Origin of the sequence: Naasia aerilata (genome assembly GCF_030296595.1) — a bacterium.
Classification (GTDB): domain Bacteria; phylum Actinomycetota; class Actinomycetes; order Actinomycetales; family Microbacteriaceae; genus Naasia; species Naasia aerilata.
Window position 1 is genome coordinate 2,022,045 of the sequence record NZ_AP027731.1, and the last position, 16,856, is coordinate 2,038,900.

General features: G+C 71.3%; 13 protein-coding genes and 1 pseudogene. 12 read left to right on the top strand and 2 right to left on the bottom strand.

Features of this window, described 5'->3' with window-relative positions; translation table 11 throughout:
- Positions 1-67: 67 nt before the first annotated feature.
- The 4 genes and pseudogenes from QUE51_RS10615 (at position 68) to QUE51_RS10630 (ending at position 5,086) form a co-directional block, all read left to right on the top strand.
- Positions 68-1,698: pseudogene (locus QUE51_RS10615) on the top strand (glycoside hydrolase family 13 protein).
- Positions 1,699-1,756: 58 nt separating this feature from the next.
- Entirely contained in the window at positions 1,757-3,118 is a 1,362-nt protein-coding gene (locus QUE51_RS10620) for an ABC transporter substrate-binding protein (RefSeq protein ID WP_286276381.1), read from the top strand.
- Positions 3,119-3,176: 58 nt separating this feature from the next.
- Positions 3,177-4,106 carry a carbohydrate ABC transporter permease gene (locus QUE51_RS10625; RefSeq protein WP_286276382.1) on the top strand — a complete coding sequence of 310 codons (930 nt, stop codon included), beginning with the start codon at positions 3,177-3,179 and terminating at the stop codon, positions 4,104-4,106.
- Positions 4,103-5,086 (top strand): carbohydrate ABC transporter permease, encoded by a 984-nt coding sequence (locus tag QUE51_RS10630; protein WP_286276383.1) that lies wholly within the window; start codon positions 4,103-4,105, stop codon positions 5,084-5,086. Before QUE51_RS10625 ends, QUE51_RS10630 begins: the two co-directional genes overlap by 4 nt.
- An 89-nt stretch (positions 5,087-5,175) precedes the next feature.
- On the opposite strand, the gene QUE51_RS10635 is transcribed toward QUE51_RS10630, so the two are convergent.
- Positions 5,176-5,697, bottom strand: coding sequence for a DUF3515 family protein (locus QUE51_RS10635; RefSeq protein ID WP_286276384.1), 522 nt, complete (start codon positions 5,695-5,697; stop codon positions 5,176-5,178).
- 44 nt (positions 5,698-5,741) lie between these two features.
- Between QUE51_RS10635 and QUE51_RS10640 the strand changes: the two genes are divergently transcribed.
- Positions 5,742-6,785, top strand: a complete 1,044-nt coding sequence (locus QUE51_RS10640; protein WP_286276385.1) for a thiamine-phosphate kinase — start codon at positions 5,742-5,744, stop codon at positions 6,783-6,785.
- Positions 6,786-6,807: 22 nt separating this feature from the next.
- On the opposite strand, the gene rsmD is transcribed toward QUE51_RS10640, so the two are convergent.
- A complete protein-coding gene (gene rsmD / locus QUE51_RS10645; RefSeq protein WP_286276386.1) occupies positions 6,808-7,371 on the bottom strand; it encodes a 16S rRNA (guanine(966)-N(2))-methyltransferase RsmD in 564 nt (187 codons plus the stop codon).
- 115 nt (positions 7,372-7,486) lie between these two features.
- On the opposite strand from rsmD, the gene QUE51_RS10650 reads away from it, so the two are divergent.
- The 7 genes from QUE51_RS10650 to QUE51_RS10680 all read left to right on the top strand — a co-directional run bounded on the left by QUE51_RS10650 (position 7,487) and on the right by QUE51_RS10680 (position 16,699).
- Positions 7,487-9,199 carry an acyl-CoA dehydrogenase family protein gene (locus QUE51_RS10650; RefSeq protein WP_286276387.1) on the top strand — a complete coding sequence of 571 codons (1,713 nt, stop codon included), beginning with the start codon at positions 7,487-7,489 and terminating at the stop codon, positions 9,197-9,199.
- Between the two features lie 133 nt (positions 9,200-9,332).
- Complete coding sequence (locus tag QUE51_RS10655) at positions 9,333-11,501, top strand: ATP-dependent DNA helicase RecG (RefSeq protein ID WP_286276388.1); 2,169 nt, start codon at positions 9,333-9,335, stop codon at positions 11,499-11,501.
- Positions 11,502-11,808: 307 nt separating this feature from the next.
- Positions 11,809-12,327 carry a pantetheine-phosphate adenylyltransferase gene (coaD, locus tag QUE51_RS10660; protein ID WP_286276389.1) on the top strand — a complete coding sequence of 173 codons (519 nt, stop codon included), beginning with the start codon at positions 11,809-11,811 and terminating at the stop codon, positions 12,325-12,327.
- 163 nt (positions 12,328-12,490) lie between these two features.
- Positions 12,491-13,537, top strand: a complete 1,047-nt coding sequence (locus QUE51_RS10665) for a LacI family DNA-binding transcriptional regulator (protein WP_286276390.1) — start codon at positions 12,491-12,493, stop codon at positions 13,535-13,537.
- Positions 13,534-14,469: a carbohydrate ABC transporter permease gene (locus QUE51_RS10670; RefSeq protein WP_286276391.1), complete on the top strand. Its 936-nt coding sequence runs from the start codon at positions 13,534-13,536 to the stop codon at positions 14,467-14,469. The genes QUE51_RS10665 and QUE51_RS10670 overlap by 4 nt, the downstream gene beginning before the upstream one ends.
- Positions 14,466-15,320: a carbohydrate ABC transporter permease gene (locus QUE51_RS10675; RefSeq protein ID WP_286276392.1), complete on the top strand. Its 855-nt coding sequence runs from the start codon at positions 14,466-14,468 to the stop codon at positions 15,318-15,320. Before QUE51_RS10670 ends, QUE51_RS10675 begins: the two co-directional genes overlap by 4 nt.
- 140 nt (positions 15,321-15,460) lie before the next feature.
- Positions 15,461-16,699, top strand: a complete 1,239-nt coding sequence (locus QUE51_RS10680; RefSeq protein ID WP_286276393.1) for an ABC transporter substrate-binding protein — start codon at positions 15,461-15,463, stop codon at positions 16,697-16,699.
- Positions 16,700-16,856: the final 157 nt, after the last annotated feature.

A 16,856-nucleotide genomic window follows, 5' to 3' on the forward strand; every position in this document is an offset into this window, starting at 1 on the left:
GGTCGGACCCGGCCGCACGCAACGCGAATGAGAGAGCCCCGCCGTGAACTCCTCCCTCCTCGATGAGGTGGTGCCCCGCACTCCTGCTCGTGATGCGCGTGACGACTGGTGGCGGTCCGCGGTCATCTACCAGGTGTACGTGCGCAGCTTCGCCGACCGGAACGGGGACGGGATCGGAGACCTCGCCGGCGTCCGGTCCCGGCTCGGCTACCTGAAGTCGCTCGGCGTCGACGCGCTCTGGTTCAACCCCTGGTATCCGTCGCCGCTGGTGGACGGCGGCTACGACGTCGCCGACTACCGGGCGATCCACCCGGCGTTCGGCACGCTGGCCGACGCGGAGGCGCTCATCGCCGAGGCGCTCGAGCTCGGCATCCGCACGATTATCGACGTCGTCCCGAACCATGTGTCTGATCAGCACCCGTGGTTCCAGGCGGCCCTTGCCGCGGGTCCCGGATCGCCGGAGCGCGACCGCTTCTGGTTCCGCCCGGGTCGAGGAGAGGCGGGCGAGCTGCCGCCCACGGACTGGGTCTCGCACTTCTCCGGCGGCACCTGGACGCGCGTGACCGAGCGCGACGGGCAGCCGGGGGCCTGGTATCTGCACCTCTTCGCGCCCGAGCAGCCGGACCTCAACTGGAACCATCCGGACGTGCGCCGCGAGCACGAGGACATCCTGCGGTTCTGGTTCGACCGGGGGTCGCCGGGGTGCGCATCGACTCCGCCGCCCTCCTCGTCAAGGATCCGTCCCTGCCCGAGGTGCCGGAGAGCTCGGCGCCCGGGCAGCACCCGCACACGGACAGGGACGAGCTGCACGACATCTATCGCGCCTGGCGGGCGGTCGCCGACTCCTATCCCGGCGCACGGATCCTGGTGGGCGAGCTCTGGCTGCCCGACATCGACCGCTTCGCCAAGTACCTCCGGCCGGACGAGCTGCACACCGCGTTCAACTTCGACTTCCTCGCACGGCCCTGGCAGGCGGAGGAGCTCCGCGCCTCCATCGACTCGACCCTCAGAGCTCATGCGCCGGTCGGCGCACCCTCGACCTGGGTCCTGTCGAACCATGACGTGACCCGCCCCGTCACCCGCTACGGGCGCGCGGTCTCGTCGTTCGCGTTCGCCGACAAGCGCTTCGGAGTGCCGACCGACCTCGCACTCGGCCGCCGCCGGGCGCGCGCCGCCGCACTGCTCACCGCCGCCCTGCCCGGCGCGCTCTACGTCTACCAGGGCGACGAGCTCGGCCTGCCCGAGGTCGACGTGCCCGTCGAGCTCATCGAGGACCCGATGCACTTCCGGTCGGGAGGGGTGGACCCCGGCCGGGACGGCTGCCGCGTGCCCCTGCCCTGGACGCCGGAGGGCAGCTCGTTCGGCTTCGGGCCCGCCGGGGCGCTGCCGTGGCTCCCGCAGCCGGAGGACTGGGCGGAGCTGTCCGTCGCCGCCCAGGACGCCGACCCCGACTCGACGCTCAACCTGTACCGGGCGGCCCTGGCTCTTCGGGCCGAACGCCTCGGCAGTGCGGACTTCGCCTGGCTCGACGCGCCCGCCGACGTCCTCGCGTTCCGCCGCGGCGGCCTCGTGTGCGTCGTCAACCTCGGCGCCGAGGCCGCCCCGCTGCCGGACGGCACCCTCCTGCTCGCCAGCTCCCCGCTCGAGGGCGGGCGGCTGGCCCCCGACTCCACGGCGTGGCTCAGCACCGCACCCTGACCGCCGGGAGATGCGGGCCGCGGGCCCGCGCCCCTTCACCCACAGAAAGGCACAGACAATGAAGTCACCGAGAAGGGCCACCGCACTGGCGGTGGTCGGCCTCGCATCCGTCGGGCTGCTGAGCGCGTGCGCTCCCGCCGGCGACAGCGGGAAGACGAAGCTCACCGTCGCGAGCCTCATCCCCGGAACCGAGCAGGCGGCGTTCGACGCCTTCGACGCCCGGGTCGCCGAGTTCGAGAAGGCCAACCCGGACATCGACGTCGAGGGCGTCGAGTACGAGTGGACGGCCGAGACGTTCACGACCCAGCTCGCCGGCGGCACGCTGCCGGACGTCTACCGCATCCCGCTCACCGACGCCAAGACGCTCATCGCCAACGGACAGCTGGCCGACATCACCGCGGAGGTTCAGGCGCTTCCGTACTACGACAAGTTCAACCCCAGCGTCTTCGAGGCGGTCCAAGGGGACGGAGGGAAGATCTACGGCATCCCGCGCGAGGCCTACGGCATGGGGCTCGAGTACAACCGGGCGCTCTTCGAGGAGGCCGGCCTCGACCCGGACCAGCCGCCGACCACGTGGGACGAGGTCCGGGAGTACGCGAAGACCATCGCCGAGAAGACCGGCCAGGCCGGCTACATGCAGATGACGCAGGGCAACACCGGCGGATGGCAGCTCACGGCCGCGACCGTGGCCCGCGGCGGTCGCATGGAGGAGCAGGACGGCGACTCCTGGACGGTGACCGCGGACAACGACGCCACCAGGGAGGCGCTCCAGTTCCTCAAGGATCTCCGGTGGACCGACAACTCGATGGGCAGCAACTTCCTCTTCGACTGGGGCGGCATCAACCAGGCGTTCGCGGCCGGACAGATCGGCATGTACACCGGCGGCTCCGACCTCTTCACCTCCCTCACCCGGGAGAACAACCTGGATCCCGACGCATACGGCCTCGCGGCCATCCCGATCACCGAGGACCCGGATGCCGCGGTGATGGGCGGCGGCACTCTCAACGTCGTCAACGTGAAGGCCAGCGACGCCGTCAAGGCGGCCGCCGTGAAGTGGATCGACTTCTACGACGTGTCCAAGCTCGTCGACGAGGACGCCGCGGTCGCCGACGCCAAGATCCTCGCCGACTCGGACCAGGCGGTCGGAACGCCGAGCCTGCCGATCTTCGACCAGGCGACGCTCGACACGTCGCGCGGCTGGATCGCCGACTACATCAACGTGCCGCAGGACCAGGTCGCCTTCTTCGCCGAGGGCAACCAGGGCCGGACCATCGTCGGCGAGCCGCCGGCACACACGCAGGAGCTGTACGCCGCTCTCGACGTCGTCGTGCAGGCCGTCCTCACGGATCAGAACGCGGACATCGACGCGCTCCTGGCAAAGGTGAACACCGACGTCCAGGCCCTCATCGACGCCGACTGAGCTCCACACCGGCCGGGACGGGCGTGCAGCCCGTCCCGGCTTCCCCTGGGAGGACCACATGACTGCACTCGAGCGATCCCGACCGTCCGCACCGCGCACGCCCCTCACCTGGGCGCGCGGCGGCGGGCTCAGCACGCTCGTCTTCCTGCTGCCGCTGCTCTTCGTCTTCGGCATCTTCTCCTGGAAGCCGATCGTCGAGGCCCTCGTGATGAGCCTGCAGAAGACCAACCTCGTGACCCCCGCCACCTTCGTCGGGCTGGACAACTTCGCGAAGGTCCTTTCCGACCCTCAGCTCGGCACCGCCGTGCTGAACACCGGCTGGTTCGCCCTGCTCGCGCTCGTGTTCGGCTATCCCATCCCGCTCGTGGCGGCCGTGCTGATGAGCGAGGTGCGCCGAGGCCGGGGGCTCTTCAGCGCCCTCGCCTACCTGCCGGTGGTCGTGCCGCCCGTCGTGGCGGTGCTGCTCTGGAAGTTCTTCTACGACGCCTCGCCGACCGGCGTCTTCAACACGATCCTCGGCTGGGCGGGCATCCCGCCGCAGCCCTGGCTGCAGACCGCAGCGACGGCGATGCCCTCGCTCGTGCTCGAGGCGACCTGGGCCGCGGCCGGCGGAACGGTGATCATCTACCTCGCCGCCCTCACGAGCGTCGCTCCCGACCTCTACGACGCCGCGGAGATCGACGGGGCGGGCATCTGGCACAAGATCTGGCACGTCACCCTGCCGCAGCTGCGCGGGGTGCTGCTCGTGACCCTCATCCTCCAGGTGCTCGGGACGGCGCAGGTGTTCCTCGAGCCGTTCCTCTTCACCGGCGGCGGGCCGGCCGGCTCGACGATGACGATCCTGCTGCTCATCTACAAGTACGCCTTCCAGAACAGCCTCGGCGGCGACTACGGGGCGGCGACCGCGCTGAGCGTGCTGCTCGCCATCGTGCTCGCCCTGCTGTCCCTGCTCTACCTGCGCGCGACCAAGAGATGGAGCACCGAGTGACCGCGTCCACCGAGCTGACATCCGAGGCGCTCGCCGCTCCCGCCTCCGTTTCCGCCGCTCCCGCTCGGCCGGTCCGCCGCCGCAGGACGCGAGGGTCCGCCGGGGCGGAGCGTGGCATCCTGTCGGTCGCGGATCGCCGGCGGCCGGCCGTGCGCGCGGGGACTGCCGTCGTGCACGCGCTGCTGCTGGCGGCGCTCGCCGTCGCGGGGCTCGGTCCGCTGCTGTGGCTGCTGAAAGCGGCGGTCACCCCGACCCAGGACACGCTGCGGACGCCGATGGCCCTCTTCCCGCACGGCGTCGACTGGGCGAACCTCGCGACGGCGTGGACGACCATCCACCTCGACATCCAGTTCTTCAACACGGTGGCGATCGCGACAGGATCCTGGGTGGTACAGGTGCTGGTCGCGACGACGGGCGGGTACGTGCTCTCGGTGCTCCGGCCCCGCTACGCCCGGCTCCTGCACGGCGCCGTGCTGGCCACCCTGTTCGTGCCGGCCGTGGTGCTGCTCGTCCCGCTCTATCTGACGATCCTGCGTCCGCCGCTTATCGGCGCCTCGCTGATCAACACCTACTGGGCGGTGTGGCTGCCGGCCGGCGCGAGCGCGTTCAACGTCGTGCTCGTCACGCGGTTCTTCGACAACCTGCCGCGCGAGGTGTTCGAGGCGGCGCGGACCGACGGTGCGGGCCCCTTCCGCCTGTTCTGGTCGATCGTGCTGCCGATGTCGAAGCCGATCCTCGGCGTCGTGTCGGTGTTCGCGATCATCGCGGCCTGGAAGGACTATCTCTGGCCGCTCCTCGTGCTCGCCGATCCGCGCGTGCAGCCGCTCTCGGTGCGGCTCCCGGCGCTCCAGCAGACGATCGAGCTCGACGTCTACCTGGCGGCGCTCGCCATCTCGACCGTCGTGCCGATCCTGCTGTTCGCCGTGTTCCAGCGGATGTTCCTCCGCAGCGCGGGGCTCGGCGGCGCCGTCAAGGGGTGACGGCAGCGCTGCCCGCCTCCCGGCCCGCGAGGTGGCACTTGTTGCTGTCATCTCGCCGAGGTGGCAGCACCTAGTGCCACCTCGCGGGATCAGCCGACGTCCTCCGCGCCTACGCAGCCGCCGTCCGGCGGGAGGACGCCCACGGCCCCCGTGATCTCGGTCAGGGCGTCGGAGCCGGAGATCGCGGACGTGTCGATCGTGACCTCGGTCGCCGGATCCCGCCCGTAGGTCGTGTACGTGTAGATCGGACTCCGGCTGCCGTCCTCGACCCAGTCCACGTCGTCGATGCTGATGCAGCGGTCCGTCGTGGGGCCGGGGACAGGGACGCCGCAGTGCAGGATCACGCTCGCCGGGGAGCCCCACGCCGCCGTGGCCTGCGCGTCGGTATCCCGGCGGGCCGCTCCCGCCACCGTCGCCGGCATGCGCACCATCATCGCGGCGCAGTCAGGGTCGGCCGCCGCGGGGGCCGGCGTCAGGGAGACGGTCGGCGCGCACGCGGCGAGGACGCCGACGACCAGCAGCGCTGCGACGCTTGCCGCAGGGGTCCGGACGGAACGCGACGGACTCCGGCTGCGGTTCCTCTGATCGGAGGCGGCGCGCACGATGCTCACCCGTCGAGGCTAGCGAGCCGACGCCCGGGGGATAGCGTGGGAGAGTGCAGGCCGGGACGGACGACGAGGCGCCGACCCTCGGCTCGGCAGGGGAGAGGGCGGCGCTGCGCCGGATCTTCCCGCGGCTGCCGGATGCGGACGCCGCACTCCTGGGCCCCGGCGACGACGCCGCCGTCGTGGCCGCGCCGGACGGCCGCGTCGTGATCTCCACCGACCTCCTCGTGCACGGCCCCGACTTCCGGCTGGCCTGGTCGAGCTTCTTCGATCTCGGCTGGAAAGCCGCGGCCACGAACCTCGCGGACATCGCGGCGATGGGCGCGGTGCCGACCGCCCTGGTCGTGGCCCTGGCCGCGCCGAAGCCGACCCCGCTGGCCGACCTGGAGGCGCTCGCGGACGGCTTCCGCGAGGCCTGCGCGGCGCTCGCGCCTGGCGTCGGCGTCGTGGGCGGCGACCTCTCGGCGTCGCCCACCCTGACGGTCGCCGTCACGGTCTTCGGCGACCTCGAGGGCCGGGAGGCGGTGCTGCGCTCCGGAGGACGCCCGGGCGACGTCCTCGCGCTCGCGGGCGGACTCGGCCGCGCCGCAGCCGGGCTCGCGCTCCTGTTCGGCCGAGCGGTCGACGACCAGGGCAACCCGGACGCCGGCCGGATGCCCGGCCTCCGCCAGGAGCACGCTGCGCTCCTCGACGCCCAGCTGACTCCTCGGCCGCCCATTCCCGCGGGCCGCGTGGCCGCCCTGGCGGGCGCCACCGCGATGCTGGACGTGTCCGACGGCCTCCTGCTCGACGCCGGCCGGATCGCGGAGGCCAGCGGAGTCCGGATCGACCTCGCCGCCGACGCGCTCGCGGCCGAGACGGCCGCCCTCGCCAGGGAGGCGCCGGCGCTCGCCGACCGAGCCCTGGCTCTCGTGCTCGGCGGTGGCGAGGACCACGGGCTGCTCGCCGCGTTCCCGCCCGGCGCGGTTCCGGAGGGGTTCCGGCCGGTGGGTCGCCTCCTCGACGGAACGGGAGTGACGCTCGACGGTCGCGACCCGGGCGCCGTCGTCCCGGGGTGGGACTCCTTCGCCGCCTGGGACGGCGCGGCCGGCTGATCCGCTCGGAGCCGGCCGGGCCTCAGGACCGGGCAGCGATCGTGACCGCGGTGTCGCCGTAGGACCGCTCCCGGAGGAGCGTCAGCCCCTCGGGCCACCGCGGAGCGGGCGACCGGGTGCTGCGCTCGACCACCACGATGGCGTCGTCCGCCAGCAGCGGCAGGAGCGCGGCGAGGTTGCCGGCGAGCTCCTCGTCGGAGAGGTCGTACGGCGGGTCGAGGAAGGCCAGGTCGAAGGGCCCCTGCTCGGCGGCGAGGAACGTGCTGACGCTCTGCCGCACGGCGCGGATGGCCCCCGCCGGTGCGCCGACGGCCTTCCCGACCAGCGCCGCATTCGCCTTGAGCACCATCGAGGAGTCGGGTGCGCGGTCGACGAGCACGGCAGAGCGTGCTCCCCGGCTCATCGCCTCGAGGCCGAGAGCGCCGCTGCCCGCGTACAGGTCGACCACGCGGGCGCCGGCGATCGCGTCCTCCGACTCCAGGGAGGAGAAGATGCCCTCCCGGACGCGGTCGCTCGTCGGACGGGTGCCGGAGCGGGGGACGCGGAGCCGGAGCGAGCCCGCGGCGCCCGAGATGATGCGTGCCACGCGTCGAGGCTACTTCGAGCATCCCGACAGTCCGCGCGGCGTCCGATCGGGGCTGCTTGGTAGGTCGGGCACAAGCGATTCGGGCGGTGCGGGCGGCCGTCGGCACAATCGCGGCATGGCCTCCGTCGACCGCGCCTCGCACCCGTCCTTCACCAAGTCGCTCTTCCTCGGCAGCGTCGAGAGCGAGCTCGTGCTGCCGTACCCGATCCAGCAGGGCGAGGACCGCGCGCGCACCCAGAAGCTCGTCGCCGCCGCCCGCGACTACCTCGCCACCAGCTACGACCCGTGGAATGCGGAGAAGGAGCGCTGGGTCGGCGACGACACCATCCGCGACCTGGGCGACCTCAACCTGATGGGGCTCTTCGTCGACCCGAAGTACGGCGGGCAGGGGCTCAGCCAGTCCGGCTACTGCCGCGTGATGGAGGAGTTCGGGCGCGTCGACGGCACGCTCGCGGTCGTCATGGGCGTGCACCAGTCGATCGGCACCAAGCCGCTGCACCTCTTCGGCACCGACGAGCAGAAGGAGCGCTGGCTGCCCGACCTCGCCGCGGGCCGCAAGCTCGCCGCCTTCGTGCTCACCGAGCCCAACGTCGGGTCGGACGCCTACAACCTGGAGACCTGGGCGGAGCGGCAGAGCGACGGCAGCTGGATCCTCAACGGCGAGAAGCGCTGGATCGGCAACGGGGACCGGGATGTGCTCACCGTCTTCGCCCGCAGCGACCTCGGTCACGTCGCGCTCGTCGTCGAGGGCGGCAGCGAGGGGCTCGAGGTGGGCCCGCGCTTCGACACCGTGGGGCTGCGGGCCAACCGCCTGCAGCGCATCCGCTTCAACAACGTCCGGGTGCCCGCGGAGAACCTCCTGGGCGAGCCCGGCGACGGCTTCCGCATCGCGATGAACACCCTCAACAACGGCCGGATGTCGATGGGCACGATGATCGCGGGCGGGATGAAGGGCTTCCTCGACCTGGCGCTCGAGCACACCGGCGCCCGGCGGCAGTTCGACCGCGAGCTGATCGACTTCGAGATGGTCGAGGACAAGATCGCCTGGCTGCAGACGCAGACCTACGGCATGGAGTCGATGAGCTACCTCACCACGGGCCTCGTGGACCGGGGGAACACCGACTTCGCGCTGGAGTCGGCGATGACCAAGGTCTTCGCGAGCGACACCGGCTGGTACGGCCTCAATCGGGTGTTCCAGCTGCACGGCGGCACGGCCTACATGAACGACCACCGGCTGTCGAAGGCGATGCGCGACTTCCGCATCTTCCCGATCTTCGAGGGCGCCAACGACGTGCTCCGCGCCTTCACGGCGCTGAACGGGCTCAAGGCCCTGTCGGAAAGGCTGCCCGATGTGAAGAGCCTGCGCCTCTCCGAGCCGGGGAAGGCGCTGGGCGTGCTGGCGCCCTACGTGCGCGAGCGCGTCGGCATGCGGCTCCGGCCGGAGCGGCTGCAGGGCGCGCACGCCTCGCTCAGCCCCCAGATCGGTGCGATCGCGGAGCAGACCGCGCGGTTGCGTGCCGCGACCGAGACCGCCCTGCGGAAGCACGGGCGCAAGGTCCAGGAGCGCCAGCTCCTGCAGGAGCGCCTCGCCAACGCGGCCACCGGCATCTACGCCCAGGTGGCGACCGTCGGGCGCCTCTCGGCCGTCCTCGAGCGCGACGGCGAGGCGGCCTCGGGGGCCGAGCGCACCGTCGCAGTGCAGTTCTGCGAGGGACAGGCGCGCGAGGTGGGCCGCCAGCTCCGGGCGCTCGAGATCAACTCGGACCGCCGCACCAAGCAGATCGGGCACTCGATCCGCACGGCCGGCGCCTACCCCTTCGAGCTCTGAGCCCACCCAGCCGTCCGCATCACTTCGGACCATCCGCATCGGTCTCCGGTTGCGGACAGTCCGAAGTGATGCGGCGACCACGCGACCCGCCCAGCGCGCCGGGTTGGTCGGTCCTCCCGGGTAGCCTCGTCGGGTGATCAGTCCGCTCGACCGCAAGCTGGGGGACGTGCTCGGCGGACGCACCGCCGCCGCGTTCGGCAAGGCGTTCGGGATGGTCACCGTCGGCGATCTCCTCAGCCACTACCCGCGTCGGTACGCCAAGCGCGGCGAGCTGACGGCGCTCGACGAGCTGCCCATCGACGAGACGGTCACGATCGTGGCGGAGATCCGCACGGTCAAGGAGCGGAGCATGGCCTCGCGCCGCGGCTCGATCCTCGAGGTCACCATCTCGGACGGCCGGGGCATCGTCACCCTCACCTTCTTCAACCAGAGCTGGCGCGCGAAGGACCTGAAGCCCGGCATGCGCGGGATCTTCGCGGGGAAGGTGGGCCGATACAAGGGCGCCCTCCAGCTCGCGCATCCCGACTACGAGCTGTTCCCGGACGAGGAGCAGGTGGGGATGTCCGGGCCCTCGGCGCACGCCTGGGCGGAGGCTCCGGTCCCGATCTATCCGGCCACGAGCACCATCGCGAGCTGGCAGATCGCCAAGTGCGTCGCCCTCGCCCTCGACGGGCTGGATCGCATCGAGGATCCGGTGCCGGATCACCTGCGGGAGCGGTTCGGCGTCATCCACTTCGGTGCCGCACTCGAGCTCGTGCATCGGCCGAAGCGCGACGGCGACTGGAAGGCCGCGCGGGATGCGCTGCGCCTGCAGGAGGCGTTTGTGCTGCAGGCGGCCCTCCTCGAGCAGCGCATCGTCGCCCGGGCGGTCGCGGCGACCGCGCGGCCGGCCGCACCGGGAGGGCTGCTCGAGCGCTTCGACGCTGCTCTGCCGTTCACGCTCACCGGGGACCAGCAGGTCGTGGGGGAGGACATCGCCCGCGACCTCGCGGCGCCGGTGCCGATGAACCGGCTCGTGCAGGGCGAGGTCGGCTCCGGCAAGACCCTCGTGGCGCTGCGGGCCATGCTCCAGGTGGCGGATGCGGGTGGTCAGTCGGCGCTCCTCGCTCCCACTGAGGTGCTCGCCGCTCAGCACCTCCGCTCGATCGCGCGCACCCTCGGGCCCGACCTCTCGGCGCGGCTCATGCCCACCCTGCTGACCGGGCAGTTGCCCGCCGCCGAGCGGAAGCGCGCCCTCCTCCGCATCGTCAGCGGCCAGGCCTCGATCGTCGTCGGCACGCACGCGCTGCTCGGCGACCAGGTCGGCTTCTTCGACCTCGGTCTCGTCGTGGTCGACGAGCAGCACCGCTTCGGGGTCGAGCAGCGGGAGGCGCTCCGGGCGAAGGGCGGCACGCCGCCGCACGTCCTCGTCCTCACCGCGACGCCCATCCCGCGCACCGTCGCGATGACGGTGTTCGGCGACCTCGACGTGTCGACGATCTCCGAGCTGCCGGCGGGCCGCGCCGGCATCGAGAGCTTCGTGGTGCCGCTGGCGGACCACCCCGGCTGGACCAACCGGGTCTGGCAGCGAGCGGCGGAGGAGATCGAGAAGGGGCGGCAGGTCTTCGTCGTCTGCCCCGCGATCGACGCGAAGCATCCCGCCGAGGATGACGGCGAGGCGCCCGAGACCGACGACGTGCCCGCGGGCCCCACCGCATCCGTCGAGGCGACCATGCAGCTCGTGGCGGGCGTCGAGGCGCTGGCGGGACGCCGCATCGCGGCCCTGCACGGGCGCATGAGCGCGGACGAGAAGGACGCCGTCATGCAGGACTTCGCCGGCGGACGGATCGACCTGCTCGTGTCGACCACGGTGATCGAGGTGGGCGTCGACGTTCCCAACGCCTCCACGATGATCGTCCTCGACGCCGACCGGTTCGGCGTCTCCCAGCTGCACCAGCTGCGCGGCCGCGTCGGCCGCGGCGGAGTGCCGGGACTGTGCCTGTTCGTGACCTCCGCGGAGCAGGGCTCGACGGCGCGCGAGCGCGTGGATGCGGTCGCGGGGACGCTCGACGGCTTCGAGCTCGCCCAGATCGACCTGGAGCTGCGGCGCGAGGGCGACGTGCTGGGCGCGACGCAGTCGGGCGGCCGGTCGTCGCTGCGGCTGCTGCGCGTGGTGGCGGACGCCGACCTCATCGGCGAGGCCCGGATCGCCGCAGGCGAGCTGCTGGAGGAGGACCCGATCCTCGCGGGTCATCCCGCACTCCGGGAGGCGATCAGCCGCCGCCTCGACGAGTCCTCGCGCGAGTTCCTCGCGAAGAACTAGGTGAAGCCCTCCAACCGATGTGGGTGAAGTCCTCCACCGATGATTGAGGAGCGCCGCAGGCGCGTCTCGAAATCAGGGCCCATCCTCTCGGCCTCAGCCTCGGCGCACCGCAGCTGATTTCGAGACGCTCGCTGCGCGAGCTCCTCAATCAGCGGGGTGGGCGGGGCCGGTTCGGAAGACGCTCGCTGCGCGAGCTCCTCAACCAGCGGGGGAGGGGCGTTGGGTCGGCCTCCGCACACCGACCGTTCGGTTCACGGAGGCCGTGCCGTGTAACGCCCCGGTAACGGGGGCCCGATAGGGTGGGATCATGCGCAGGATCGCCGTTGTTCCTGGGTCTTTCGACCCCGTCACGCTGGGACACCTCGACGTCATCGAGCGGGCGGCCTCCCTCTTCGACGAGCTGCACGTGCTCGTCGTGCACAACCCGGACAAGTCCGCCCTGCTGCCGATCGGGCAGCGCGTGAGCCTTCTCGAGCAGAGCATCGTGGACGCCGGCTTCGGCGGCACGATCCGGGTCGCGTCCTGGAGCGTCGGCCTGCTGGTGGACTACTGCACGGACGTGGGGGCCTCGGTGATCGTGAAGGGCATCCGCTCCCAGGTGGATGTGGCGTACGAGACGCCGATGGCGATCGTGAACCGCAACCTGGCCGGCGTGGAGACGGTGTTCCTGCTGCCCGACCCGGCGCACGCCCACGTGTCGAGCTCCCTGGTGCGCCAGGTGGCCGCCCTCGGCGGCGACGTCGCGCCGTACGTGCCGCGCGCCGTCGCGGAGTACCTCCAGCCGGATACCTCGCCGGACCTCCTCACGGTCGCCCGCCCGGAGTAGCCCCGCCCTTCCGTCGACCTGCCCACTTCTGCGGCAACTGGGCGTCGAGTTGCCGCAGAAGTGGGCAGGTCGCTGGTGTCGGGCCGTTGCGCTCCGGTGCCGCCCGTCGTAGAGTTCCTGCAATCGTTCTTGTAAACGTTTACAGGAGCCGCGAAGGGGCGGGATGGCCGGGACGAAGAAGTCGACGCTGGCACTGGTGGCGGAGCGTGCCGGGGTGTCGATCGCGTCCGTGTCCCGGGTCCTCAACGGGCTCTCGGCGAGCGCCGACGTCACCGAGCGCGTGCAGCAGGCCGCCAGCGACCTCGGCTACGTCCCGGACGCGACCGCGCGCTCCCTCAAGGTCGGCCGCACCGAGCAGATCGCGCTCGCCGTCGCCGACGCGGCGAACCCCGTCTACATGTCGATGATGAACGAGGTCTCCCGCGTCGTCGCGGACGGCGGCTACCGCCTCGTCCTCTCCTCGACCGGCGCCGACCCCGCCAACGAGCTCGACCTCCTGAGCGGCCTCGACCGGGGCTTCGTCGACGGCCTCATCCTCAGCCCCCTCCGCGTGACCGACGAGCTCGTGGAGCACCTGCGGCGCAGCCGCATCCCGATCGTCGTGCTCGGCTCCCTTCCCGAGGGCGTCCCGCTCGACAACGTCCGAGCCGACTCGGTGATCGGGATGCGGCTGGCGCTCAAGCACCTCGCCAAGCAGGGGCGCCGGCGCATCGCCTTCCTCAACGGCCCCGTCGACACCGTGCCCGGCGCGACCCGCCTGCGCGGCTACCTCGCCGCCGTCGAGGAGTACGGCACGGCGCAGCAGGCCGACCTCCAGGTCGAGGCGGACGACTTCACCTTCGCCGCGGGACTCCCAGCGGCCGAGGCGCTCCTCGATCAGTCCTCCCCGGACGCCATCGTCTGCGCGAACGACCTGCTCGCGGTGGCCGCGCTCAAGGCGATCGCCCGCCGCGGCCTCCGCGTCCCGCAGGACATCGCCGTGGTGGGCATGGACGACACCGAGATCGCGCAGCTGGTCCATCCGACCCTCACGAGCGTCGATCTGGGTGCCGCCAAGCGCGCGCGCACCGCGGCCAAGCTCCTGCTGCGCCGGCTCGGCGATCCCGACGCCGAGGTGCGCCAGGTCGTCATCGAGCCGAAGCTCCGGGTGCGCGAGTCGTCCGCGAAGGATGCCGCGCGCGAGCCGAGCAGGACGGAGGCGAGCCGATGACCGCCGCCACCGCGTCGCCCATCGCGACCGCTCCCGCGCCGCGCCGGCGCCGGCGCCAGGCCTTCCGGAACAGCCGGGACGCGTGGCTGCTCACCCTGCCCGCTCTGATCCCCGTCGTCCTCTTCAGCGTCTACCCGCTCGTGCAGGGCATCCTGCTCGGCTTCACGGACGCGAAAGCCGGGCTCAACCAGGTGGTCACGTTCAACGGCGTCGACAACTACACCCGCCTGGCGGGCAACGAGCTGTTCTGGAACTCGTTCCGGATCGGCCTCGTCTGGGCCTTCGGCGTCACGATCCTCCAGTTCCTCGCCGCGCTGGGCCTCTCGCTGCTGCTGAACATGAACCTCCGCTTCCGAGGCCTCGCGCGGACGCTCGCGCTCGTGCCCTGGGCGATCCCGCCGGTGATCATCGCGATCATGTGGCGGCTCATGCTCAACCCGAGCTACGGCCCGGTCAACGAGGGACTCCGGGCCGTCGGCCTGCCCGGCGACATCAACTGGCTCGGCTCCTTCGCCACCGCACTGCCGGCCGTGATCGTCGTCGGCGTCTGGGCCGGGATGCCGCAGACGACCATCACGCTCCTCGCGGGCCTCCAGAACGTGCCGACCGAGCTGCACGAGGCGGCTGCCATCGACGGATCGAGCACCTGGCAGCGCTTCTGGCACGTCACGCTGCCGGCCCTGCGCCCCATCATCATCGCGATCACCACGCTCGATCTGATCTGGAACTTCAACTCGTTCGCGCTCGTGTTCGTGCTGACCGCGGGCGGGCCCGGCGGACAGACGATGCTGCCGATGCTCTTCGCCTACAACGAGGCGTTCCGCTACGGGAACTTCGGCTACGCGGCCGCGATGGGCAACGTCATGGTCATCGTCATCGCGATCTTCCTGTTCCTCTACCTCCGCAGCCAGGCGAGGAGCCGCCTCTCATGAGTTCAGCCCTGCTCGCCGGCCGCCGCAGCCGCGTGGCCCGCCCGCTCCAGTACCTCGCGCTGGCCGGGTACATCGTGTTCCTCGGCTTCCCGCTGCTCTTCCTGCTGACCACCGCGTTCAAGACGCCGCGCGAGCTGCAGGCGCCGGACCCGACCTTCCTGCCCCAGTCGCTGGACCTCGCCAACTTCGGCCTGGCGATCGCGAAGGCGAACCTCGTCCAGGCGGCGGGCAACAGCCTGATCGTCGCGGTCTCGACGACGATCGTGGTCACCCTGATCTCGCTGCCGGCCGCCTATGCGCTCGCGAGGTTCAAGACTCGGCTGCGGGGGATCGCGACGGGCTGGATCCTGCTCAGCCAGGTCTTCCCGTTCATCCTCATCATCATCCCGCTGTTCCTCGTGCTGAAACAGGCCGGACTCCTCAACAGCCTGCTCGGCCTGATCCTCGTCTACACCGTGTGGTCGCTGCCCTTCGCTCTGTGGATGCTGCAGGGCTACGTCGCCGGCATCCCCGTCGAGCTCGAGGAGGCGGGGGCGATGGACGGCGGCTCGAAGCTGCTCATCCTCGTCCGGATCGTGCTGCCCCTGCTCGCCCCCGGTCTCGTGGCGACGAGCCTGTTCGCGTTCATCTCGGCCTGGAACGAGTTCTTCTTCGCCCTCGTCCTCATCCAGGATCCCGCCCTGCAGACGCTGCCCCTCACCCTCGCCCGCTTCGTCGGCGCCGAGGGCCAGGTGCAGCTCGGGCAGCTCGCCGCGGGCTCGCTGCTCGCGACCATCCCCAGCCTGCTCTTCTTCGCCCTCATCCAGCGCCGGCTCACGTCGGGGCTCCTGAGCGGGGCCGTGAAGGGCTGAAGACCTCTCCTCCGCGGGAGGAGAGCACCGAGAAACCACCTCCACACGATGAAGTGCAGTCACAGAAGGAGCAGCACCACCATGAAGAGACAGCTCACGCTCGCGCTCGGCGCCGTCGCCGTCGCCGGCCTGCTGGGCGGATGCGCATTCGGCGGAGGAGCCCCTCCGGCGGCGGCGCGACCTCGGCCGGGCCCGTCACGCTCACGTTCCAGAGCCTCGCGTTCCAGGACACCACGATCGCCGCGACGAAGGAGATCGTCGACAGCTGGAACAGCGATAACCCCGACACGCAGATCAAGCTCGTGCAGGGCAGCTGGGACAACGTCCACGACCAGCTGGTGACCCAGTTCCAGGGCGGCACGGCCCCCGACATCATCCACGACGAGTCGGCCGACATCATGGGCTTCGCGGAGCAGGGCTACCTCGCCGACCTCAAGCCGATGCTGTCGGACGACGTGAAGAGCAGCATCTCCGACGGCATCTGGAAGAGCGTCACGACCGCGGACGGCGCGATCGTCGCCGCCCCGACCCTGCTGCAGTCCTACGTGGTGTTCGCGAACAAGGACGCGTTCGACGCCGCCGGCGTCGAGGTGCCCACGGGCGACTCCATGACCTGGGACGAGTTCGCGGACCTGTCGAAGAAGCTCACGAAGGACGGCAAGTTCGGCCTCGGCTGGGGCATGAAGTCGCCGACCGCGACCGTGATGAACCTCGCCCTCGGCTTCGGCGGAACGTTCTTCAAGGGCTCCGGCGACAAGACGACGATCGACGTCACCGACAAGGAGCTCGAGGTCCCGAAGCGCATCAACGCGATGGCGTACACGGACAAGTCGCTCGACCCGGTCTCGCTCACCCAGAGCGGCTCGGACGTGCTGCCCGGCTTCTTCGGCGGCCAGTACGCCATGTACGTCGGCGGCAACTACATCGCGCAGCAGATCACCGAGTCGGCTCCCGCGGGCTTCAACTGGGTCGAGCTCCCGCCGCTCAAGGGCAGCGAGGGCATGGACCAGGCGGCGAACCCGCAGACCATGTCGGTCTCCGCGCAGAGCAAGGCGCCCGAGCAGGCCGCGAAGTTCGTCGAGTACTTCATCAACGCGGAGAACCTCGCCAAGCTGGCCGAGGGCGACTGGCTGATCCCGTCCTCGCAGGACGCGCGCGACCAGGTGCTCAAGGACACGAAGGGCGAGAACGGCTGGGACCAGACGATCGCGAGCGGTGACAGCCTGGTGGCCGCGCCGTTCCAGGCCGCGGTCAACTACCCCCAGTGGAAGGACCAGTACGCCACGCCTGCTCTCCAGCAGTACCTGGCGAACTCGATCAGCCTCGAGGACCTGCAGAAGCAGCTCACCGACGGCTGGTCCTCCGTCAGCGGAGGCTGACGAACCGGGAGGCGCCGGCCCGCCGGTCGGCGCCTCCTCCTCATAACTTCTCGAGGGAAGCGGCAGCCCCGCATCCCTCGAATCCACGGAAACGGGCAGGAGCTCTGCCCACGGGCACCCCGGCGTCGCGCCGGTCGTGTCGACTGCGAAGGGAACG